18 protein-coding genes and 1 tRNA gene are annotated in these 21,301 nt (G+C 69.1%); 12 read left to right on the top strand and 7 right to left on the bottom strand.

The features are described 5' to 3' along the window. Window positions 1–3: 3 nt before the first annotated feature. Together C2868_RS06965 and C2868_RS06960 are read right to left on the bottom strand one after the other, a co-directional pair. On the bottom strand, window positions 4–1,077 hold the full coding sequence (locus C2868_RS06965; RefSeq protein WP_100810783.1) for a tRNA (adenine-N1)-methyltransferase: 1,074 nt from the start codon (window positions 1,075–1,077) through the stop codon (window positions 4–6). Further along, window positions 1,074–1,760 (bottom strand): HAD family phosphatase, encoded by a 687-nt coding sequence (locus tag C2868_RS06960; protein ID WP_332870752.1) that lies wholly within the window; start codon window positions 1,758–1,760, stop codon window positions 1,074–1,076. Before C2868_RS06960 ends, C2868_RS06965 begins: the two co-directional genes overlap by 4 nt. Window positions 1,761–1,898: 138 nt before the next feature. On the opposite strand from C2868_RS06960, the gene C2868_RS06955 reads away from it, so the two are divergent. Continuing rightward, window positions 1,899–2,762, top strand: a complete 864-nt coding sequence (locus C2868_RS06955; RefSeq protein ID WP_100810785.1) for a PAC2 family protein — start codon at window positions 1,899–1,901, stop codon at window positions 2,760–2,762. A gap of 114 nt (window positions 2,763–2,876) precedes the next feature. Continuing rightward, on the top strand, window positions 2,877–3,362 hold the full coding sequence (locus C2868_RS06950; RefSeq protein ID WP_100810786.1) for a GNAT family N-acetyltransferase: 486 nt from the start codon (window positions 2,877–2,879) through the stop codon (window positions 3,360–3,362). A 13-nt stretch (window positions 3,363–3,375) separates the two neighbouring features. On the opposite strand, the gene C2868_RS06945 is transcribed toward C2868_RS06950, so the two are convergent. Both C2868_RS06945 and C2868_RS06940 read right to left on the bottom strand, forming a co-directional pair. Further along, window positions 3,376–4,206 (bottom strand): undecaprenyl-diphosphate phosphatase, encoded by an 831-nt coding sequence (locus C2868_RS06945; protein WP_100810787.1) that lies wholly within the window; start codon window positions 4,204–4,206, stop codon window positions 3,376–3,378. Window positions 4,207–4,272: 66 nt separating this feature from the next. Further along, window positions 4,273–5,601, bottom strand: a complete 1,329-nt coding sequence (locus tag C2868_RS06940; protein WP_100810788.1) for a M20/M25/M40 family metallo-hydrolase — start codon at window positions 5,599–5,601, stop codon at window positions 4,273–4,275. A gap of 80 nt (window positions 5,602–5,681) precedes the next feature. Between C2868_RS06940 and C2868_RS06935 the strand changes: the two genes are divergently transcribed. Both C2868_RS06935 and C2868_RS06930 read left to right on the top strand, forming a co-directional pair. Next, window positions 5,682–5,767, top strand: a tRNA-Leu gene (locus C2868_RS06935). Window positions 5,768–5,874: 107 nt separating this feature from the next. Next, window positions 5,875–7,482, top strand: coding sequence for a peptide chain release factor 3 (locus C2868_RS06930; RefSeq protein WP_181003375.1), 1,608 nt, complete (start codon window positions 5,875–5,877; stop codon window positions 7,480–7,482). Between the two features lie 4 nt (window positions 7,483–7,486). Here the strand turns inward: C2868_RS06930 and C2868_RS06925 are convergent, their stop codons facing one another. Both C2868_RS06925 and C2868_RS06920 read right to left on the bottom strand, forming a co-directional pair. Continuing rightward, the gene (locus C2868_RS06925) at window positions 7,487–8,578 is read right to left on the bottom strand and encodes a VIT1/CCC1 family protein (protein ID WP_100810790.1); all 1,092 of its coding nucleotides are present in this window, start codon (window positions 8,576–8,578) and stop codon (window positions 7,487–7,489) included. A gap of 158 nt (window positions 8,579–8,736) precedes the next feature. Further along, on the bottom strand, window positions 8,737–10,569 hold the full coding sequence (locus C2868_RS06920; protein WP_374935763.1) for a DEAD/DEAH box helicase: 1,833 nt from the start codon (window positions 10,567–10,569) through the stop codon (window positions 8,737–8,739). A 161-nt stretch (window positions 10,570–10,730) separates the two neighbouring features. Here C2868_RS06920 and C2868_RS06915 point away from each other — a divergent pair, with 161 nt between their 5' ends. After that, window positions 10,731–11,597 (top strand): SGNH/GDSL hydrolase family protein, encoded by an 867-nt coding sequence (locus C2868_RS06915; RefSeq protein ID WP_100810792.1) that lies wholly within the window; start codon window positions 10,731–10,733, stop codon window positions 11,595–11,597. Window positions 11,598–11,634: 37 nt separating this feature from the next. Here C2868_RS06915 and C2868_RS06910 read toward each other — a convergent pair whose 3' ends face one another. Then, the gene (locus C2868_RS06910; RefSeq protein ID WP_100810793.1) at window positions 11,635–12,459 is read right to left on the bottom strand and encodes an RNA methyltransferase; all 825 of its coding nucleotides are present in this window, start codon (window positions 12,457–12,459) and stop codon (window positions 11,635–11,637) included. A gap of 68 nt (window positions 12,460–12,527) precedes the next feature. On the opposite strand from C2868_RS06910, the gene C2868_RS06905 reads away from it, so the two are divergent. The 7 genes from C2868_RS06905 (at window position 12,528) to C2868_RS06875 (ending at window position 21,265) form a co-directional block, all read left to right on the top strand. Next, window positions 12,528–12,893, top strand: a complete 366-nt coding sequence (locus C2868_RS06905; RefSeq protein WP_100811328.1) for a helix-turn-helix transcriptional regulator — start codon at window positions 12,528–12,530, stop codon at window positions 12,891–12,893. Further along, window positions 12,890–14,530: a SulP family inorganic anion transporter gene (locus tag C2868_RS06900; protein ID WP_100810794.1), complete on the top strand. Its 1,641-nt coding sequence runs from the start codon at window positions 12,890–12,892 to the stop codon at window positions 14,528–14,530. Before C2868_RS06905 ends, C2868_RS06900 begins: the two co-directional genes overlap by 4 nt. Before the next feature lie 114 nt (window positions 14,531–14,644). Continuing rightward, window positions 14,645–17,191: an aminopeptidase N gene (gene pepN / locus C2868_RS06895; protein ID WP_100810795.1), complete on the top strand. Its 2,547-nt coding sequence runs from the start codon at window positions 14,645–14,647 to the stop codon at window positions 17,189–17,191. Window positions 17,192–17,527: 336 nt separating this feature from the next. Continuing rightward, window positions 17,528–18,469 (top strand): ABC transporter ATP-binding protein, encoded by a 942-nt coding sequence (locus tag C2868_RS06890; RefSeq protein ID WP_100810796.1) that lies wholly within the window; start codon window positions 17,528–17,530, stop codon window positions 18,467–18,469. Then, window positions 18,466–19,323 (top strand): ABC transporter permease, encoded by an 858-nt coding sequence (locus tag C2868_RS06885; protein WP_146048016.1) that lies wholly within the window; start codon window positions 18,466–18,468, stop codon window positions 19,321–19,323. Before C2868_RS06890 ends, C2868_RS06885 begins: the two co-directional genes overlap by 4 nt. A gap of 9 nt (window positions 19,324–19,332) precedes the next feature. Further along, window positions 19,333–20,598 carry a sensor histidine kinase gene (locus C2868_RS06880; RefSeq protein ID WP_100810797.1) on the top strand — a complete coding sequence of 422 codons (1,266 nt, stop codon included), beginning with the start codon at window positions 19,333–19,335 and terminating at the stop codon, window positions 20,596–20,598. Then, window positions 20,591–21,265: a response regulator transcription factor gene (locus C2868_RS06875; RefSeq protein ID WP_100810798.1), complete on the top strand. Its 675-nt coding sequence runs from the start codon at window positions 20,591–20,593 to the stop codon at window positions 21,263–21,265. The genes C2868_RS06880 and C2868_RS06875 overlap by 8 nt, the downstream gene beginning before the upstream one ends. Window positions 21,266–21,301 lie beyond the last annotated feature (36 nt).

Below are 21,301 nucleotides of genomic sequence, written 5' to 3'. Positions count from 1 at the left end.
GCATCAGTCTATGGTCGGCGCTTCGGCACGATTGTCGGGGGCACCGTCGGCAGCGGCATCCGGAAGGTCGTCTTCTCCGCCGTCGCCGATACGTCGGGCGTCGGCGGCGCGCTGGGCCTCGCGCACGCGCTTGCGCAGGTTCTTGTCGGTGATCTCACGATCGCCGACGGCCCCCGGCGTCCACAGTTCGACGTCTTCATCGCCGTAGCTCGACTTCGACGCGCGACGCTTCTGCTCGGGAGCGACCGCGCCCGGCGCGAGTCGGCGAGCCGAGATCAGGAAGCCCGTGTGCGCGACCATCCGGTGGTCGGGCCGCACCGCAAGGCCCTCGACGTGCCATCCGCGCACCATGGTCTCGGATGACTCGGGTTCCGTGAACAGCCCCGTTCCGCGCACGAACTCGGCCACGCGCGAGAGCTGTGTCGCCGTCGCGACGTAACAGATCACCACACCGCCGGGTCGAAGAGCCTCCGCGACGACATCGATGCACTCCCACGGCGCGAGCATGTCGAGCACCACGCGGTCGACGGTCGCGGACTCGGCCGCGGCCGGCAGCTCATCCGCCAGGTCGCCGACGACGACCTGCCAGGTCGGAGGCTCCTCACCGAGGAAGGTCTGGACATTCGCCCGGGCGACCTCGGCGAAGTCGGCGCGGCGCTCGAACGACGTCAGCCGACCGGCCGGGCCGATCGCACGCAACAGCCAGAGCGACAGGGCGCCCGATCCGACGCCCGCCTCGACGACCGTCGCACCGGGAAACACATCCGCCTGGGCGAGGATCTGCGCGGCATCCTTGGGGTACACGATCGCCGCGCCGCGCGGCATCGACATGACGAAATCGCGCAGCAGTGGACGGAGCGCCAGGTACTCGTGACCGGCGCTGTTCTCCACGACCGAGCCATCCGGCAAACCGATGAGCGCTTCGTGGCGGAGCACCCCATGGTGCGTGTGCAACTCGCCGCCGACCCGCAGGGTGATGGTGTGCAGGCGACCCTTGGGGCCCGTCAGCTGCACGCGGTCGCCCGCGCCGAAAGGTCCGGATGTCCGCGGACCCTCGTATTCTTCCGTGCCGCTCATGCGACGTGCCCGGCGTGCAGACCGCGTTCGGCATGCATCCGCGCGATGTCCACGACGTCCACCCCGGCCAGAGTCTCGATGATGACCGAGGTGCCCGTTCCCGCGAGCGAGACGAGGTTCGGAACACCGATGACCGTGCACCCGGCGGCCACCGCCGACCGCACCCCGTTCGGGGAGTCCTCGATCGCGACCGTGTCTCGGATGTCTACGCCGAGCAATTCGGCCGCCTGGAGATAGGGGTCGGGGAAGGGCTTGGGCCGCTCGACATCGTCGCCCGCGACGATCAGGTCGAATGCCTCGAACTCGAGCAGATCGACGATCGATGCCGCCATCCGGTGCATCGACATCGTCACGAGCGCCGTCGGGATGCCTGCCTCACGCAGCGCCATCAGCAGCTCGCGGGCCCCCGGCCGGAACGGCACCCCGCCGCTCGCCAGGGAGGCGAGCACATCGTCGGTCAGCCGATCGATGATCTCGGGAACGCTCATCCGCACACCCGCGGCCTGGAAGATGCGGGCCGAATCTTCGAGCCCGAGCCCCACGAGCTGGAGTGCCTGTTCGTGCGACCAGGTTCCCCCGAAGCTCTCGACGAGCGGCGTCTCGGCCGCCATCCAGTGGGGTTCGGTGTCAACGAGTGTTCCGTCCATGTCCCAGAGGACTGCACGCGGATGGGGATGAGTCACCCGCCCCATGCTACCGAGGGCATCCCGCCGAACCTGGACCGCGCCCGAGCGCGAACGCCTATCCTGGAGAGATTCCGCGCGGCGACATCCGTCCTCGCACGGACCGCACGCCGAGGAGGCGCGGTGGGAGGAGGCGCGGTGGAAGGTCTCGGACGCAGAGTGCTCGTCGTCGCATTCGATGGTTGGAACGACGCGGGCGAGGCGGCCTCGGCTGCCCTCGGGGTACTGCGTGGAGCGGGAGAGTTCGAACCTGTCCACTCGGTCGATCCGGAGCTCTACTTCGATTACCAGTACACGCGCCCGCAGGTCGCGATGGATGCCGAGGGACGCCGCTCGCTGCGCTGGCCCGAGGCGACGCTCCTGCGCCCCGCGCAGCGAACGCGAGGCACGCAGCTGTGGCTGCTCACGGGCGTCGAACCGGCGCGAGCGTGGCAGGCCTTCGCCGCAGAGCTGGTGGACGTCGCCCTCCGCGAGGACATCACCGGCATCGTCGGTCTCGGATCGATGATGTCCGACGTGCCCCATACGCGACCCATCTCCGTCTTCGCCGGCACCGAGAACGAGCGTGTCCGCGAGAGCCTCGGCCTCGAGCGCAGCACCTACGAAGGTCCGGTCGGCATCCTGTCCGTCCTCTCCGCGGCCGCGGAAGAGGCGGGGATCCCCGCCGTGGGTCTGTGGGCGAGCGTGCCGCACTACGTCGCGGGGCACACGCCCTCGCCCAAGGCGACGCTCGCGCTGCTGGACAAACTCGAGGATGTCGCGGGCGCGCCCATCGAGCGTGGCGACCTGCCGACCCAGGCAGCCACATGGGAGGCATCGATCGACGCCGCGGCCGCCGACGATGAAGAGATGACCGAGTACATCCGCCAGCTGGAGCGCACGCGCGACACGTGGGACTCACCCGAGGCGTCCGGTGACGCGATCGCCCAGGAGTTCGAGCGCTACCTGCGGCGCGGCGGCGACGGGCCGTCGAAGCCCGGTCGCGACGACCCGCGCCGCTGAGACCCCGGTCAACTGCGCGAGATCCCACAGCCCACGGCGCGACCGACGGCCACGGCACGCCCGACAGCCACGATCGCTCGGGCCCGACAGGACGGCAACGGATACCGTTGACCCGTGGGACACATAGAGCTGCGCGATCTTCGGGACGACGACCTCGACGCCGTCTTCGAGATGATGCGCGACCCGCAGGCGGTCGAGATGGCGGCCTTCACAGCCGCGGACCCCGACGATCGCGCCGGCTTCGACGCGTGGATCGCCCGGCTGCGCGCGTACCCCGACGCCCTCGCCTGGGTCGTGACCGAGGACGGCGCCTTCGCGGGTACCGCCGGCCTGTTCACGACCGACGGTGACCGCGAGGTCACCTATTGGATCGCCCGGGATGCCTGGGGTCGCGGCGTCGCCACCGAGACGCTCGGCATCCTCGTCTCACGCGAACCCGAGCGGCCGCTGTTCGCCCGTGTCGCGTCGCACAATGCGGCATCCCGTGCGGTGCTCGCGCGAGCGGGATTCACCGAACTCTCCCGCAACGCGGAGTTCGCTCCGGGCGTCGGTCGCGAGGTCGAAGAGATCGTCCTGGTCCTCATGCCCACGCTGGATTAGCGCGGGTCCGGGGTCAGTACGGCTGCAGAACGCCGATCGAGAGCAGAACGATCAGCGTGCCGCCGAGCAGCAGACGGTAGATCACGAACGGCAGGAAGCTGCCGCGCTTGAGGTATTGCATGAGGAACGCGATGACCGCGAGTCCCACGATGAACGCGACGATCGTTGCCGCGACCGTGTCGATGAGGCCGTACGGACCGCTCGGCCCCTCGAAGCTCTGCACGAGCTCGTAGAGTCCGGACCCGAACACGGCGGGTACGGCGAGCAGGAAGGCGTACTCGGCTGCCGCGGGTCGGGTGTAGCCGAGCGCGAGGCCCAGCGTCGTCGTCGCACCCGAGCGCGACACGCCCGGGATGAGCGCGAGCGCCTGCGCGAACCCGAGCGCGAGACCGTGCGGGTACGTGAGGTCCTTCAGCTCCCGCGTGCGGCGACCCCAGTAATCCGCGGCACCGAGCAGCAGACCGAACACGATCAGCACGATCGCGACGAGCCAGAGGTTGCGGAAGGTGCCGCGGATGGTGTCCTGAAACAGGTAGCCGAGGACCGCGATCGGCACGGAGCCGATGATGATGAGCCAACCCATCCGCACGTCCGGATCGTTGCGCGGCACCTTGCCCGCGAGCGACTGCGCCCAGCGCGAGATGATCCGCACGATCGTCCCCCAGAAATACACCAACACGGCCGCTTCGGTACCGATCTGCGTGATCGCGGTGAAAGTCGCACCGGGGTCGGTCGCCGACGGCAGGAACTCGCCGAGGATGCGCAGGTGCGCGCTCGACGAGATGGGCAGGAACTCAGTGAGTCCCTGCACGACGCCGAGGATGAGGGCTTCGATGAATTGCATGGGCAGCTTCCGGTGCGGGTTCGTGACGGGGGGATGAGGATGGCCCCTGACCGAGGCATCCGTAGGTCAGTATCGGCGAAGCAGATCGGTGAGCACGCGCTGCCCGAACTCGAGGGACTCGATCGGGACGCGCTCGTCGATGCCATGGAACATGCCGGTGAAGTCGAGATCGGCAGGGAGCCGCAGCGGCGCGAAACCGAACCCGGCGATGCCCAGAGCCGCGAGGGCCTTGTTGTCGGTGCCGCCACCCATCAGGTACGGGATGACGGGGACGCCCGGATCGTGCTCGCCGAGGACCGCGACCATCTCATCGACCAGGGCTCCCGCAAAGGGAACCTCGAGGCCGATGTCCGCGTGCACGATCTCGATTTCGACGTCGTCGCCGATGATGCGACGGATGTCCGCCAGTGCCGCTTCCTCGGTGCCCGGGAGAACCCGCACGTCGATCAGAGCCTCGGCGTGATCGGGAATCACGTTGTGCTTGTATCCGGCGGTGAGTCCGGTCGGGTTCGTCGTCGTCCGGAATGTCGACCGGAGGAACCCCTCGGCGGGTCCAGCGTGCGCGGCGAGGGCATCGGGGTCGGCCGTGTCACCCCCGGTGAGTGCCGCGAGGCCGTCGAGCAACTGCCGCGTCGTCGCCGTGAGCCGGACGGGCCATCGTGTGCGGCCGAGGGCGGCGACGGCCTCGGCCAGACGCGTGACGGCGTTGTCGGGATGCAGACGCGAACCGTGCCCGGCACGGCCTCGGGCGATCAGCCGGATCCAGATCAGGGCCTTCTCCCCGACCTGCAGCAGATAGGCCCGGCGGTCGTCGACCGAGATCGAATATCCCCCGACCTCGCTGATCGCCTCGGTCGCACCCGCGAACCACTCCGGGCGCTGGGCGACGACGAGCTGTGAGCCCTCGACCCCGCCGTTCTCCTCGTCGGCGAAGAACGTCACGATCACATCGCGCTCGGGCTGTTCCCCCGCGCGCAGCAACTCGGCGACCGAGGTCAGGATCATGGCATCCATGTCCTTCATGTCGACCGCTCCCCTGCCCCAGAGCATGCCCTCGCGCACCTCGCCGGCGAACGGATCGACGCTCCACCCCTCTTGCGGGGCGGGTACGACATCGAGGTGACCGTGCAGAATCAGGGCGGTTTTCGACGAATCCCGGCCGACGATGCGCGCGTGGACATTGGTGCGCCGCGCGATCGGCTCGAAGTAGTCGACCACCAACCCCAGGGATTCGAGGTAGGCGCCGACGTACTCGGCGGCCTCGCGCTCGCCGTTCGCCTTGCCGCCGCCCCAGTTGGACGTGTCGAAGCGGATCAGATCGCGCGCGATCCGCGCGACCTCGGGCAATTCGCGCCCCGAGACCGGCGACGATGAGGATGCGTCAGCTCCGGGCATGCCGACCAGGCTACCGGGGTCCAGGTGGACGGCCGAGTCGTGATAGTCTCGATCCTCGGTTGCGAAAGCAATTCACCCATGCGCGGGTGGCGGAATAGGTAGACGCGCTAGCTTGAGGTGCTAGTGCCCTTTAACGGGCGTGGGGGTTCAAGTCCCCCCTCGCGCACAGCGGTAGAGAAGGCCCCGGATCTGGGATTTCAGATCCGGGGCCTTCTTGGTTGTCGGCCGATGCGCGACGCGCACCACCCGTGCGTCGCCTAAAATCGGAGCATCGTGACATCTGAAGAGAACACCGGCCGGGCCGACCATCGCGTGGTCGAAGAAGCGAAGCGGCGACGGACGATCGCGATCATCTCCCACCCCGACGCCGGCAAGTCGACTCTGACGGAGTCCCTGTTGCTCAACGCGCACGCCGTTTCCGAGGCGGGCGCCGTGCACGGCAAGTCCACCCGACGCTCGACCGTCTCGGACTGGATGGAGATGGAGAAGGCGCGCGGAATCTCGATCAGCTCCGCCGCCATTCAGTTCACCGTCGATGACACCGTCGTGACCGTCGTCGACACCCCCGGGCACGCCGACTTCTCGGAGGACACCTACCGCGTTCTCTCGGCCGTCGACACGGCCGTCATGTTGATCGATGCGTCGAAGGGCATGGAGGCCCAGACGCTCCGGCTCTTCGAGGTCTGCGCGAACCGCGGCATCCCGATCATCGTGATGATCAACAAGTGGGACCGCCCCGGCCGCGATCCGCTCGATCTGCTCGACGAACTGCAGCGCGTCACGTCGCGCCAGCCGATGCCCCTCAACTGGCCCGTGGGCGAGGCGGGACGCTTCCTCGGGCTGCGGGACGTCACCTCCGGCGAGCTCATGACGTTCGATCACGTCGACGGTAACGCGCACCTTCCCCAGACCCGGCTCCACCCTGCGACGGATGCTGCGGGCCTGCTCGGCGACGACTGGCGGACCGCGGTCGAAGAGGCCCAGCTCGTCGAACTCGACGGCGGGGACTTCCGCGCCGGGGCATTCGAGGATCTCACCGGCATGCCCGTGTTCTTCGGTGCGGCCGTCCGCAACGTCGGTGTCGAGCAGCTGCTGCGATTCGTCTGCCGTGCCGCGCCCTGGGCAACCCCGCGCGTCAGCGTGAACGGGATGCCTCGGCCCGTCGACGCGCCCTTCTCGGCACAGATCTTCAAGGTCCAGGCCAATATGGACCCCGCCCACCGCGATCGCGTCGCCTTCATGCGCATCTGTTCGGGCGTGTTCACGCGAGGGATGTCCGTCGTGCACGCGCAGACGGGGCGCCCGTTCGCAACGAAGTACGCCCTGCAGATGTTCGGGCGGGAACGCGACACGGTCGACACGGCCTGGCCGGGTGACATCGTCGGACTCGTCAACGCGACGCACCTCCGCCCCGGAGACACGCTCTACTCCGAGGACAAGGTGGAGTTCGAGGGCATCCCCTCCTTCACCCCGGAGTTGTTCGCCCTCGCGTCGCCGGTCGACGTCAGTACCGCGAAGAAGTTCCGCAAGGGAATCACCGCGCTCTCCGAGGAGGGTGTCGTGCAGCTGCTCGACTCGGAGAAGCGAGGACCCCAGAACCCCGTGCTCGGCGCGGTGGGTGCCATGCAGTTCGAGGTGCTGTCGGGTCGGATGGCATCGGAGTTCGGCGTCGAGATCCGCCTGACCGATCTGCCGTATACCGTCGCCCGGCTCGTCGACACCGACACCGCTGCCGCGCTCGCATCCCGCCGCGACTGCGAGATCGTGATGCGCAAGGCGCAGCGTCTCGCCCTCTTCCGCACGGAGTGGCAGCTGCGCTCGCTCGAGAAGGAAGTCCCGGGGCTCGCGCTCGACGCGGAACGCGTCGTCGTCGGCCGATAGGGCTTCAGCCCATCGAGACGCCGAACGCGAGACCGAGCACGTAGGTGACGGCCGCCGCGCCGAATCCGATCAGCAGCTGCCGGAGCGCGCGCCGGAGCGGCGGTCCGCCCGAGAGGAGGCCCACCATGGCGCCCGTCGCCAGCAGCGCGATCCCGACGAGAGCCAGGGCCAGCACGACCGCGGCCACGTCCGACAGACCGAAGATCCACGGGAGCACCGGGATGATCGCTCCCGAGGCGAAGAACAGGAAGCTCGAGCCCGCGGCGGCCCACGCACCGCCCACGACCTCGTGCTCCCCCGCGGCCTCGCGCGGCACCGAGAACGGCGTGGACCGGTCCGCGGCACGCGCGGCCTCGACCGTCTTGCGGGCACGTTCGAGCGCCGCGCCGATCGGCATGCCCCGCGTGCGGTACACGAGCGCGAGCTCGTTCGCGTCGAGATCGAGGTCCGGCAGCACGTCATCGGCGTAGCCGTTGGGCTCGGTCGCGGCGAGGAGCTCGCGCTGCGACCGGACGGAGACGAACTCCCCCGCCCCCATCGAGAGCGCACCGGCCAGCAGGCCGGCGATCCCGCTGAAGAGGACGAACTGGGGCGCGACGCCCGTGGCCCCGATCCCCATGACCAGGGCGAGGTTGCTGACCAGACCGTCGTTGGCGCCGAAGACGGCGGCGCGGAACGTACCCGAGAGTCGCCGACGTCCCCGGGCTGCGAGCCCGCGCACGACCTCGTGGTGGATCTTCTCGTCGGCGCGCATCGCGGCCGTCGCCGAGACCTCGCTGTCGTAGGGCGAGCGGCCCTCGGCGTTCTGCGCCAACGCCAGCACGAAGATCGAGCCGAAGCGCCGGGCCATCCACCCGAGCACGCGCGTCTCGAGGTCGGCCTTCGGAAGCCGGGCGGGCTCGCCGCCGAGCAGCGTCAGCCAGTGAGCCTCGTGCCGCCCCTCGGCCTCCGCCAGCGCCAGCAGGATAGCGCGCTCTTCGCCCTCGCGACGCGCGGCGAGGTGTCGGTAGACGCTCGCTTCCGCCCGTTCGTTGACGAGGTAGCGGATCCATCGTCGGCGATCGGTGGCGGTCGGGGTGGGCGCGGGCGCGCTCATAGGGCCTCCAGGGCGACGGGGACGATGGAGCGGATGCGGCGGGGACCCGTCAACGCTATCCACAGGGGCGAGCGGTGAGCCTCAGATCGTCGGTATTGCCAGCATTTCGGGCCTCCGAAGCAGGTTCCCGAGACGACTCTCGAGCTGGCCCGAACCGCTCACGAGTGAACGCGCCGACGCAGCACTTCGATGCGCGCCTGCAACTGGGCCACCGTCGCGTGCGAGACGGCGGGACCACCGCAGATGCGGCGCAACTCCGCGTGCACGAGTCCGTGCGGCTCGCCCGCCTGACGGGCGTACAGCCCGACCAGGCTGTTCAGCAGTTGGCGCTGCTCGCGGAGCGTTCTGTGCAAGGCCGGCGGCGGCGCATCCGCTCCGGGCTGTTCGCGCGAGGTCGCCTCTGCGGCCTCGCGCACGCTCCTGTGCTTGCCCTGGCGGGTCTGCCGCTGCATCAGCAGTTCGTGCACGTGCTCTGGCTCGAGCAGGCCCGGAAGGCCCAGGAACTCTTCTTCTTCGGGCGTCCCCGGTACCGCGAGCTGACCGAATTCGCGTCCGTCGAACATGACCCGATCGAAGTGCGCCAGCGACCCGAGCGCCTGGTAGGTGAACTCCTGAGTCAGGGCGTCGGAGGCGGACTCTTCGCGTTCGGCCGCATCCATGGCGTCTTCATCGAGCGTCCACTCGTCGTCGGCATCGCTGTCGCGGTCGAGCGCGTGGTCGCGTTCGCGCTCGAGTTCGCCCGCCAGCGCGATGAGCTGCGGCACATTCGGCAGGAAGATGCTTGCTGTCTCGCCGCGACGCCGGGCCCGCACGAAGCGCCCGATCGCCTGCGCGAAGAAGAGCGGGGTCGAAGCCGACGTGGCGTATACGCCGACCGCGAGGCGCGGCACGTCGACACCCTCCGACACCATGCGCACCGCCACCAGCCACCGCGAGGTCGAGCTGGCGTACTGCTCGATGCGTGAGGATGCCTCGGCTTCGTCCGACAGCACGACGGTCGGAGTCTCGCCGGTCAGTCCCTCGAGGATCGCCGCGTAGGCCCGGGCCGCGGTCTGGTCGGTCGCGATGACCAGGCCCCCGGCATCCGGAATCTGCTCGCGGACCTCGGTCAGGCGCCGGTCCGCCGACCGCAGCACAGCGGGGATCCAGTCGCCGTTGGGGTCGAGTGCGGTCCGCCACGCCTGGGCCGTGATGTCCTTCGTGTTGTCTTGCCCGAGATACGCCTCCATCTCGTCGCCCGCGCGCGTGCGCCACCGCATCTTGCCGGCGTAGACGAGGAACATGACGGGACGCACCACGCCGTCCTCGAGAGCACGGCGGTAGCCGTAGTTGTAGTCGGTGCGCGAGAGCCTGATGCCCTTCTCGTTCGGCGCGTACTCCACGAACGGGATCGGGGCCGTGTCGCTGCGGAACGGCGTGCCCGAGAGCAGCAGCCGACGCGTGGCTCGTCCGTACGCCTCGCGCAGGGCGTCGCCCCAGCTCAGCGCATCGCCGCCGTGGTGCACCTCATCGAGGATCACGAGTGTGCGGGCATCCATGATCAGGCGTTCATGGACGGATGCCTTGACCGCCACCTGCGCGTAGGTCACCGCGACCCCGTGGTACTGGCGCGAGGGCATCGCGTGGCGATTGCTGAAGTTCGGATCGAGCCGCAGCGAGACGCGGGCCGCGGCATCCGCCCACTGCGTCTTCAGGTGCTCGGTGGGCGCCACCACGACGATCCGTGCGATGACCCGGCGCCGCAGCAACTCGGTCGCGAGGCGGAGCGCGAAGGTCGTCTTGCCTGCGCCCGGAGTTGCGGCGGCGAGGAAGTCACGCGGACCGTTGCCGACGCCGTCGGGCCCGTCGAGCGCGAAGTAGATGTCGAGGGCCTCGGCCTGCCACGCACGCAGCGCCTGGGCCGTTCCCCACGGAGCCCGCTGCGGGTACGCGGGCGACAGGTGTTCGGCGGCGAAACTGCCGACGTGCGCGCCGGACTGCTCCTCGCTCACCTGCACACCCCTCCCGCGTCGGCATCCGCTCGCCCGAACGCACGACTGACCACGATAGACGACCCCGCGGACACCCGCCCTCCACGGCTTGCGCGTGGACAGGCGGGTGGTGTCAGGACCGCGCGGTATGGTCGGGAACGGCCGACAAGCGAGGAGGTTCGATGCCCGATCACGAGAGCACATCCGAGAACGCAACCGACGCAGCGGGTCAGCCGACGCATCCGTGGAGGCGATTCGTCGCGATCGGCGACTCGTTCACCGAGGGTGTCGGCGACCCCGAACCGCGGCTCGAGGGGGGCTACCGCGGATGGGCTGATCGCGTCGCCGAGGTGCTCGGATCGCAGGTCCCCGACTTCGCGTACGCCAACCTGGCCGTGCGCGGACGCCTGATAGCCCCGATCGTCGCCGAACAGGTCGAACCCGCCCTCGCCCTCAAGCCGGACCTGATCACGTTCTGCGCGGGCGGCAACGACATCATCCGCCCGGGGGCCGACCCGGACGCGGTTGCCGCACAGTTCGAGGACGCTGTCGCGCGTCTGTCGCAGAGCGGCGCGACGATCGTCATCTTCACGGGGATCGATGTGCGTTGGCAACCGGTGTTCCGCACCATGCGCGGCAAGATCGCGATCTACAACGAGAATCTGCGCGCGATCGCCGACAGGTACGACTGCGTGGTCGCCGATCAGTGGGGATTGAAGGAGATCCAGGACGCGCGGTTCTTCGACGCGGATCGCTTGCACCTCAATCCCCTGGGGCACCACGAGGTCGCACGCATGGTGCTGCGGACGCTCAACGTGCCGAACGACCTCGTGCACATGCAGCCCGACCCGCTGCCGACGACGACGTGGCGGACGGCTCGCGTCGGCGACCTGGTGTGGGCGCGGACGCACCTGGTTCCCTGGGTTCTGCGGCGCCTGCGACACCAGTCCTCGGGCGACAACATCAGCGCGAAACGCCCCCAACCGCTGCCGATGACGGTTCTCGCGCCGGGGCAGGATCCAGACGCCCAGCCGAGGCAGACCGTCTAACCCGTCGAGGATTCGGTCGGAGCCGCCGTCGAGGCCGTCAGGAGCGGATGCGCAGGGCCCAGAACGCGACCGCGCTCGCGGCCGCGACGTTGAGCGAATCGATGCCCCCGGCCATGGGGATCGTCACGATCGAATCGGCCGCCGCGATCGCCTGACGCGAGAGACCATCGCCCTCCGCGCCGAGCACGACGGCCACACGATCGGGCGGATCGGCGGCGAAGTCATCGAGCGAGACGGCGTCGTCCGCCAGAGCGAGCGCAGCGATGTGGAACCCGGCCTCGTGCAGCAGCTCGGCCCCCTCGCGCCAGGCCGGCAGGCGGGTCCAGGGCACCTGGAACACGGTCCCCATGCTGACCCGGATGCTTCGTCGGTAGAGCGGATCGGCGCATCGCGGCGAGACGAGCACGGCATCCGCTGCCATACCCGCCGCCGCCCGGAATACGGCCCCGACGTTCGTGTGGTCGACCAGGTCCTCGAGCACGACGACACGGCGGGCCTGCGCGAGGAGCTCGCGCACCGGTGGGGTGACGGGCCGATGCATCGAGGCGAGCAGACCGCGGTGGACGGCATAGCCCGTGACCGCCTCGGCCAGCTCGGCATCGACGACGTAGACAGGCGTCGCCAGAGACTCCGCACCGAGCTCGTCACGCAGCAGGCGCTCGACCTCATCGAGCCACTTCTCCTGGGTCAGCACCGAGCGGGGTCGATGCCCGGCGGCGAGGGCGCGCGCCAGAACCTTCGCGGATTCCGCCAGGTACAGCCCACCCGCGGGCTCGAGCACCCTGCGCAGAGCGACGTCGGTCAGATCGCGGTAGTCCGCCAGGCGCGGGTCCGAAGCATCCGTCACGCGCTCGACTGTCACGATCCCAACCTACCGACCGTGTGGACCCTGTCCTGCTCAAGCTCTGCCCTCGATATGATGGATTCATCATGCCACTATCCCCCGCACAGCGCCCGCTCTACGAGGTCAAGGCCGGGCTCTTCAAGGGCCTGTCGCACCCGCTCCGGATTCGGATGCTCGAGCTCCTCGCCGACGGCGGCGAACACACCGTCGCGTATCTGCAGACGAGCACGGGCCTCGAGGCATCCCACCTCTCGCAACACCTGTCGGTCCTGCGCCGCCACCGCCTGGTGACGTCCGAACGCCGGGGAAGCAATGTCTACTACCGCCTCGCGGACCCCGAGGTCGCCGAACTCCTGGCCGTTGCCCGCCGGCTCCTGGCGACGCTGGTCGCCGAGGACGGCGCGCGTGCGGACGATGTCGCCGACCTGCCCGCGTTCGGCGCGTCCGCATGAGACGAGCGTTGCGAGCCATCCGCTCCCTGCTGCCCACGCGCGATGACTACCGAGGTGTGCGGACCAGTTGGCGGCGTGACCTGCTCGCGGGGGTCACGGTCGGCATCGTCGCCCTGCCGCTCGCTCTCGGGTTCGGGATCTCGTCGGGTGCGGGCGCCGCGGCGGGACTCATCACGGCAATCGTCGCCGGCGTCGTCGCGGCGGTCTTCGGCGGCTCGAACGTCCAGGTGTCGGGACCGACCGGCGCGATGGTGGTCGTCCTCGCGCCGATCGTCGCCGCACACGGCATCGGCGCCGTCGCCGTCGTCAGCCTCATGGCGGGCCTCATCGTCGTCGTCGCCGGTATCTCGCGGCTCGGGCGCGCCGTCTCGTTCATCCCATGGCCGGTCATCGAGGGCTTCACGCTCGGCATCGCCGTCATCATCTTCGTGCAGCAGGTACCCGCGTTGACCGGACCCGCGACGCACGGTGGATCGCACACGAACGTCATCCTCGCGGCGTTCGACTCCCTCGCCTCAGCGGATCTGGGTTACCTGGTCTGGGCGCTGGGAGCCGTCGTCATCGTCGCCGCCTGCATGCTCGTCCTCCCCCGGCTGCATCCGGCGATCCCCGGATCGCTCGTGGGTGTCTTCGTCGTGACGCTCCTCACCCTCGTCGTGGCGGATCCGCTCGCCGTGATCGGCGTGCTCCCCGCATCCCTTCCGGCACCGAGCCTGCCGAGCCTCGACCCCGGCGTCTTGTCGAGCCTGCTGCTGCCCGCGCTCACGGTCGCCGCACTCGCCGCGATCGAGTCGCTGCTCTCGGCGCGCGTCGCGGCCTCGCTCGCAGACACCGGCCCGTACGACCCCGACCGCGAACTCGTCGGACAGGGTCTGGCGTCGATCGGATCGGGACTCTTCGGCGGGATGCCCGCTACCGGCGCCATCGCCCGTACCGCCGTCAATGTTCGGGCAGGGGCACGCTCGCGACTCGCCGCGGTGACCCACGCGCTCGTGCTACTGCTCGTCGTGGTCGCGGTCGCCGGTCCCGTCGGAGCCATCCCGTTGGCCGCTCTCTCGGGTGTGTTGATGGTCACGGCGATCCGGATGATCCATCTGGCGACCGCGCGTTCGATCCTGCGTTCGACGCGCGCGGATGCGATCGCGTACATCGTCACCGCGGTCGTGACGGTCTCGGTCGATCTGATCGTGGCCGTCGTGATCGGAATGATCGTCGCCGCGATCTTCGCCCTCCGCGGGTTGTCGCGGGCGACGGGGGTCAGTCGGGAACCCATCGCCGGAGAGCCGCAACCGGGTGATGAGCGCATCGCCGTCATCCGCCTCGACGGTCCGCTCTTCTTCGCGGCCGCCGACCGGGTGCTGGCAGAGGTCACGTCCCTCGACGATGTCTCGGTGGTGGTGCTGCGGATGTCGCAGCTGGAGCTCGTCGACGCGACCGGCGCCCACGTGCTCGGCGAGATCGTGCAGCAGCTCGAGCGCCGCGGCGTCACCGTGCTGATCAAGGGCGTCCGCGAAGGGCATGTCGAACTGTTCCGCACCGTCGGCGTGCTGGGGTCGCTCCGCCACCAGAATCACCTGTTCGTCGACCTTCCCTCGGCGATCGCCCATGCGCGCAGCCACGTGCTCCGCGAGTCCTGAGGCCCCACACCGCCGGGGAGCGGTCACGTCGCGCACGTCAGTAGGCTGGACGGATGCCGCGGGCGCCAGCCGCGCGTGCGGCACCCATCGCCCACGACCCACGGGAGTAACGCTGTGCCTGGAGAGAACCTCACCCGCATCGAGGCGCAGGAGCGCCGCGCCGTCGTCGAAACGCACGAGTACGAGGTGACGCTCGACCTCACGCGCGGAGCCGAGGTCTTCGGCTCCCGCACGGTCGTCCGATTCACGGGCACGGAGGGCGCCGGCACGTTCATCGACCTGATCGCGCGGGACGTCCGCGAGATCACCCTGAACGGCCGCTCGATCGACCCGACCACGGCCTTCGCCGACTCGCGCATCGCACTGACGGGTCTCGAGCGCGACAACGAGCTCGTGATCGACGCCGACTGCCTGTACACGAACACGGGTGAGGGCCTGCACCGATTCGTCGACCCGGTCGACGGCGAGGTCTATCTCTACTCGCAGTTCGAGGTCCCCGACTCGCGCCGCATGTACGCGGTGTTCGAGCAGCCCGACCTCAAGGCCACGTTCCGGTTCACGGTCACGGCGCCCGAGCCGTGGGCCGTCGTCTCGAACTCCCCCACCCCCGAACCGAAGCGGCACGGCGACGGCACGGCCACGTGGTCGTTCGAGCCGACCCCTCGCATCTCGTCGTACATCACGGCCCTCATCGCCGGCCCCTACGAGTCGACGTTCTCGCAGCTGACGAGCGCCTCGGGCCGGGTCATCCCGCTCGGGATCTACGGCCGCAAGAGCCTCTGGCAGCACCTCGACACCGACTACGTCTTCGAGAAGACGCGCCAGGGCTTCGCCTACTACGAGGAGAAGTTCGACTTCCCCTACCCGTTCGCCAAGTACGACCAGCTCTTCGTGCCCGAGTTCAACGCCGGCGCCATGGAGAACGCGGGGGCCGTCACCTTCACCGAGACGTACGTCTTCCGCAGCAAGGTGACGGATGCGGTCAAGGAGCGCCGCGTCGTCACGATCCTGCACGAGCTCGCCCACATGTGGTTCGGCGACCTCGTGACGATGAAGTGGTGGAACGACCTGTGGCTCAACGAGTCGTTCGCGGAGTGGGCGTCGACCATCGCCACGGCCGAGGCCACCGAGTGGACCGAGGCATGGACGACCTTCAACGCCATGGAGAAGACCTGGGCGTACCGCCAGGACCAGCTGCCCTCGACGCACCCCGTCGTCGCCGAGATCCGCGACCTCGACGACGTGCAGGTCAACTTCGACGGCATCACCTACGCCAAGGGCGGGTCCGTCCTCAAGCAGCTCGCCGCCTGGGTCGGCATCGAGAAGTTCTTCGCGGGCGTCGCGGCGTACTTCGACAAGCACCAGTGGGGCAACACCGAGGTCGGCGACCTGCTCGTCGAGCTCGAGAAGACCAGTGGTCGCGAGCTCGGATCGTGGGCCAAGCTGTGGCTCGAGACATCCGGTGTCAACACGCTCACCCCGGTGATCGAGGAGGACGCGGACGGCACCATCACGCGCTTCGCGATCGCGCAGACCGCCGCGGCCGACTACCCGACGATTCGCCCGCACCGCCTCGGCGTCGGCTTCTACGCGCTCGAGAACGGCGCGCTGAAGCGGGTGCACAAGGTCGAGCTCGACGTCGACGGCGAACTCACGGAGGTTCCTGAGCTCGCCGGGCTCGCGCGTCCCGACCTCGTTCTCTTGAACGACGACGACCTGGCGTACGCCAAGATCCGCCTCGACGAGCGTTCGCTGGGCACCGCGATCGCCCATCTGCGCGACATCGCCGATCCCCTCGCCCGCTCGCTCGTGTGGGGCGCGGCGTGGGATCAGACGCGGGATGCCGAGGCCTCCGCGACCGACTACGTCGACCTCGTCCTGCTCAACATCGGATCCGAGACCGAGTCGACGACCGTGCGCACGACGCTCGCCCAGTTGCAGCTCGCCGCGAACTCGTACGTCGCACCGTCGAAGCGGAAGGCGACCCGCGAGCGGGTTGCGGACGGTCTGTGGGCGCTCGCAGGTCAGGCCGAGCCCGGCAGCGACAGCCAGCTGCAGTTCGTGACGGCATTCGCCACCGCGGCCTCGACGGCGACGCAGTGGGAGCAGGTGCGCCGTCTGCGGGACGGCGAGACCGTGCTCGAGGGACTCGAGATCGACACGGACCTGTCGTGGCAGCTGCTGATCTCGCTCGCGGCCGGAGGTTTCGCCACGGCGCGTCACATCGAGGACGCTCTCGCCCAAGACAACACGTCGAAGGGGGGCGAGTTGGCCGCGCAGGCCAAGGCCGCCCTGCCGAACGCCGAGGCGAAGCTCGCGGCCTGGGACTCGCTCGTCGTGCGCTCGGACCAGCCGAACACGATCGTGCGTTCGACGGCGCTCGGTTTCACGCATCCGGCCGGCGTCGAGCTTCTCGAAGAGTTCGTGAAGCCGTACTTCGAGATGCTGCTGCCCATCTGGAACGCCCGCAGCTACCAGATCGCGCAGTACCTGATTACGGGTCTGTACCCCGCACCGCTGGCGAACGCCGCGCTGCGCGATGCGACCGTCGCCTGGCTCGACACGAATGCGGATGCCCCGGCGGCGCTGCGGCGTCTGGTGCAGGAGAACCTCGCCGGAGTCGAGCGCGCCATCGCGGTGCAGGAGCGCGACGCGGCCTGAGGTCGCCCACTCACGCAACTGACGCAACTGACGCAACTGATGCACGTCACGCGAGTCACGCACGTCACCGGGCGTCAACACGCGACTCGGGGCGTCGAAGCACCGTTGGGGCGTGGGATCCCACGCCCCAACGGGATTTCGACGCCCCAGGGACGTACTTCTCGCGCCCCAAGTTCGTCCTTCAAGCGCTTCGGGTGTGGAGTTCTCGCGCCCCGGGTGTGGAGTTCTGGCGCCCCCAGGTTGAGGCCGTGCGGTACCGAGGTACCACTCGGCAGCTCGGAAGAACCCTCGCCCGGCTGACGCGCCGCGGGAGGGTTCTTTCGTAGCGTGGAGCACATGATCGTTGCAGAGAATCTCAGCAAAGACTTCGGGGCCAAGCACGCCGTCTCGGATGTCAGCTTCACCGTCCAGCCCGGAAAGGTCACCGGATTCCTGGGGCCGAACGGCGCCGGCAAGTCCACCACGATGCGCATGATCGTCGGGCTCGACCGCCCCACGCATGGTCGCGTCACCGTCAACGGGCACGCCTACACGGGCATGCACTCGCCGCTCACCGAGGTCGGCGTGCTGCTCGATGCGAAGGCCGTGCACACGGGCCGGAGCGCCAAGAACCACCTGCGTGCCATGGCGGCCACCCACGGTATCCCCCGCTCGCGCGTCGACGAGGTGATCGAGATCACCGGTCTCGCGTCCGTCGCCAAGAAGCGCGCCGGAGGGTTCTCGCTCGGCATGGGGCAGCGCCTCGGTATCGCCGCGGCACTGCTCGGCAACCCGCACACGCTGATCCTCGACGAGCCGGTGAACGGCCTCGACCCCGAGGGTGTCCTGTGGGTACGGCGCTTCGTGCGCCACGCCGCGTCCGAGGGGCGGACCGTCCTGCTCTCGAGCCACCTGATGAGTGAGATGGCCGTCACGGCCGACCACATCATCGTGCTCGGTCGCGGCAAGGTGCTGGCAGATGCTCCCGTCGCCGACCTCGTCGCACAGTGGACCCAGCACTCCGTTCGCGTGCGCAGCCCCCACGCCACCGCACTCGCCGAGGCGCTCGCCGCTGACGGCGTGACCATCACGACCTCCGAGCCCGGGCTGCTCGACATCGTCGGCGTCACGGCATCGACGGTCGGCGATCTCGCGGCCGCCCGCGGGTTCGCGCTGCACGAGCTGACCCCCGCTTCCGGCACGCTCGAAGACGCATACCTGCGCCTGACGGGTGACTCCGTCGAATACAAGACCGTCGGGTACGACGCATCCGAGAGCACGAGCAAGGACTTCGCATGAGCACGCTGACCAACACCACCCCGTCCGTGAAGACCCCGGCGGCGGCCGATCCCCACCTCCACCTCAGCTTCGTGCGACTCGTGCGTTCCGAGTGGATCAAGTTCACGACTGTGCGTTCCACCTGGTGGTCCATCGCACTCGTCATCGTCCTCTCGGTCGGGCTGAGCCTGCTGATGGCCGCGTCGTTCGCGAGCTTCGCGACCGACAACGCCGAGGCCAGGATGCCACAGGGCAATGCCATCGCCGTCCAGGTGATCGTCTTCAGCACGGTTCTGACGCAGCTGCTCGCCGTGATCCTCGGCGCCATCACCGTCACGAGCGAATACTCGACCGGGATGATCCGCTCGACCCTGACGGCTGCGCCCGGGCGCGACGGCGCGATCCTCGCCAAGGCTCTCGTCGTCGGCGTGACGATGTTCGTCACGAGCGTCGTCGTGTTCGCCATCACGGCCATCGTGACGGGACCGATCCTGACCACCAATGCGCTCGACCTGAGCCAGCCCGACACCTCGCTGATGCCGCTGCTGGGCGCCGCGTTGTACCTGAGCCTGGTCGCGATGATGGGTGTCGGGATCGGATTCGTCATCCGCAACGGCCCCGGCGCGCTCGCCGTCGGCATCGGACTGATCTTCGTCGCTCCGCTGCTGGTGAGCTTCTTCCCCCGGGTCGACAACTTCGCCTGGATCCACGACTTGGCGAGCTACCTCCCCTCGAACGCAGGCCAGTCGCTGTTCCTGACGGGTGGCATGTCGGGCACCGCGCTCGAGACGATTCCCGCGCTGATCACGATCGTGGCGTGGGCGGTTGCCGCGCTCGTCGGCGGAATCGCCGTCCTGAAAATGCGCGACGCGTAGAGTCGATCGATGCCCGCAGCACGCGAACTCGTCCTCGGCCCGGGCACCCGCCCGGCCGAGGACGAGTTGCGTCTGCCACGGCCGCCGGGGGTCTTCCGTCGCTTCTGGGCGAGGCATCCGCTGTTCGCGGACATCCTGATCGCGATCGTCGCCTTCCTGCTGTCGGTGCCGACGCTGACGATCCGCTCGGCCCGCGCCGACCCGCCGACGGGCGCCCTGCTCGCACTCATGATCGCGCTGGCGATCCTCGGATGCGTCGTTCTGCTGTGGCGCCGGCGCTGGCCGGTCGCCGTGTTCATCGTGACCTTGACCCCCGTGCTGCTCCTCGGTCCGGACGAGATCAACACGATCAACGGTCCGGCGACCGTCGTCGCCATCTATTCGGTGGCGGTGTACCGCAGCTCACGCGCGGCCTGGATCGCGCTCGGATCGGCCGCGATCGCGCTCGGCCTGAACATGTTCCTGCGTTCGCTGATGGGCTACAGCGACTTCACGCTTCTGCTCAATATCGCGATCAGCTTCGGCGTGAGCCTGCTGCTCGGGACGCTGATCGGCGTGAACGTCGGCAACCGCAAGCGTTATCTCGAGGCGCTGATCGACCGTTCGCGACAACTCCTCGTCGAACGCGACCAGCAGGCGCAACTCGCCGCCGCCGCCGAGCGCACCCGCATCGCCCGAGAGATGCACGACGTCGTCTCGCACTCCCTGACCGTCATCGTCGCCCTGTCCGAGGGCGCGAGCGTGACCGCCGACCCGCAGCGCTCGCGCGAGGCATCGCGCGCCGTTGCCGCAACCGCGCGCGATGCACTCGTCGAGATGCGGATGATGCTCGGCGTGCTCCGCGACGAACGCCCCGGCTCCGCTCCCCTCGCGCCGATCGAGGACGGGTCGCTCGATGACCTCGTCGAATCGGCACGCAACGCGGGCTTCCCCGTGAGTCTCTCGGTGACCGGCGCGCCCGACTGCCCGCCCGTGGTGCGTCAGGCGGTGCGCCGCATCGTTCAAGAGGGGCTCACCAACGCGATGCGCTACGCACACGACCCCCGGTTCATCCGCGTCGAGGTCGTGCATACCCCGAATGAACTCACCCTGACGGTCGACAACGACGGCTCACGCCCCGACGAGCCCTCGGGCGGCGGCGGCCTGGGGCTGATCGGCCTGCGCGAACGCCTCGCACACCTGGGCGGAAGGCTCGAGGCCGGCATGAACTCACCCGACCAGTGGCGCCTCCGCGCCCGCATACCGCTGCATCCCCTGGAGCCCACACATGAGTGACCGCGCGCCCATCCGCATCCTTCTGGTCGACGATCAACAACTCATCCGGATGGGCTTTCGCATGGTGCTCGAGGCCGATCCCGGCTTCGCCGTAGTGGGCGAGGCCTCCAACGGCGCGGAGGCCATTGAGGCCGTACGCGATCTCTCCCCCGACGTCGTGTTGATGGATGTACGGATGCCTCGGCTCGACGGCATCGCCGCGACAACCCAGATCGTTCAGCAGCACCCGGCGTCGCGCATCATCGTCCTGACGACCTTCGACCTGGACGAATACGCCTTCGGCGCGCTCGCCGCGGGGGCGAGCGGGTTCTTGCTGAAAGACGTGCAGGCGACCGAGCTGACCGCCGCCATCCGGGCCGTTCATTCGGGCGACGCGACCCTGTCGCCTCGCGTGACACGCCGGATGCTGGAACTGTTCGGGCGACGCCTGCCGAACGCGGTCGGCGCCGGTGCCGATGACGCGGCACTCGCTACCCTGACGGACCGTGAACGCGATGTATTCGCCGCAATCGGCGCCGGGCTGACGAACACCGAGATCGCCGCCGCGCTGTTCGTGAGCGAATCGACGGTGAAGACCCATGTGGGGCGGGTGCTGGCCAAGATGGGCGCCCGAGACCGGGTCCAGGCCGTGATCCTGGCGCACCGTCTCGGTGTCACGGCGATCTGATCCCGAATCGGGAGAGCGGCCGTCGATAGAATCGGG

Source organism: Microbacterium sp. CJ77, from assembly GCF_002911615.1.
In the GTDB taxonomy this organism is placed as follows: domain Bacteria; phylum Actinomycetota; class Actinomycetes; order Actinomycetales; family Microbacteriaceae; genus Microbacterium.
Note: the sequence above shows the minus strand (reverse complement) of the source record. Positions and strands in the feature narration are given on the sequence as shown.

What these genes read in the sequence shown, in the direction of transcription:
- C2868_RS06915 (WP_100810792.1), top strand. Translation starts at nt 10,731, where the DNA reads ATGCCCGATCACGAGAGCACATCCGAGAACGCAACCGACGCAGCGGGT.
- C2868_RS06940 (WP_100810788.1), bottom strand. Translation starts at nt 5,601, where the DNA reads ATGCCCGGAGCTGACGCATCCTCATCGTCGCCGGTCTCGGGGCGCGAA.
- C2868_RS06880 (WP_100810797.1), top strand. Translation starts at nt 19,333, where the DNA reads ATGCCCGCAGCACGCGAACTCGTCCTCGGCCCGGGCACCCGCCCGGCC.
- C2868_RS06925 (WP_100810790.1), bottom strand. Translation starts at nt 8,578, where the DNA reads ATGAGCGCGCCCGCGCCCACCCCGACCGCCACCGATCGCCGACGATGG.
- C2868_RS06885 (WP_146048016.1), top strand. Translation starts at nt 18,466, where the DNA reads ATGAGCACGCTGACCAACACCACCCCGTCCGTGAAGACCCCGGCGGCG.
- C2868_RS06905 (WP_100811328.1), top strand. Translation starts at nt 12,528, where the DNA reads ATGCCACTATCCCCCGCACAGCGCCCGCTCTACGAGGTCAAGGCCGGG.
- C2868_RS06900 (WP_100810794.1), top strand. Translation starts at nt 12,890, where the DNA reads ATGAGACGAGCGTTGCGAGCCATCCGCTCCCTGCTGCCCACGCGCGAT.
- C2868_RS06890 (WP_100810796.1), top strand. Translation starts at nt 17,528, where the DNA reads ATGATCGTTGCAGAGAATCTCAGCAAAGACTTCGGGGCCAAGCACGCC.
- C2868_RS06965 (WP_100810783.1), bottom strand. Translation starts at nt 1,077, where the DNA reads ATGAGCGGCACGGAAGAATACGAGGGTCCGCGGACATCCGGACCTTTC.
- C2868_RS06945 (WP_100810787.1), bottom strand. Translation starts at nt 4,206, where the DNA reads ATGCAATTCATCGAAGCCCTCATCCTCGGCGTCGTGCAGGGACTCACT.
- C2868_RS06875 (WP_100810798.1), top strand. Translation starts at nt 20,591, where the DNA reads ATGAGTGACCGCGCGCCCATCCGCATCCTTCTGGTCGACGATCAACAA.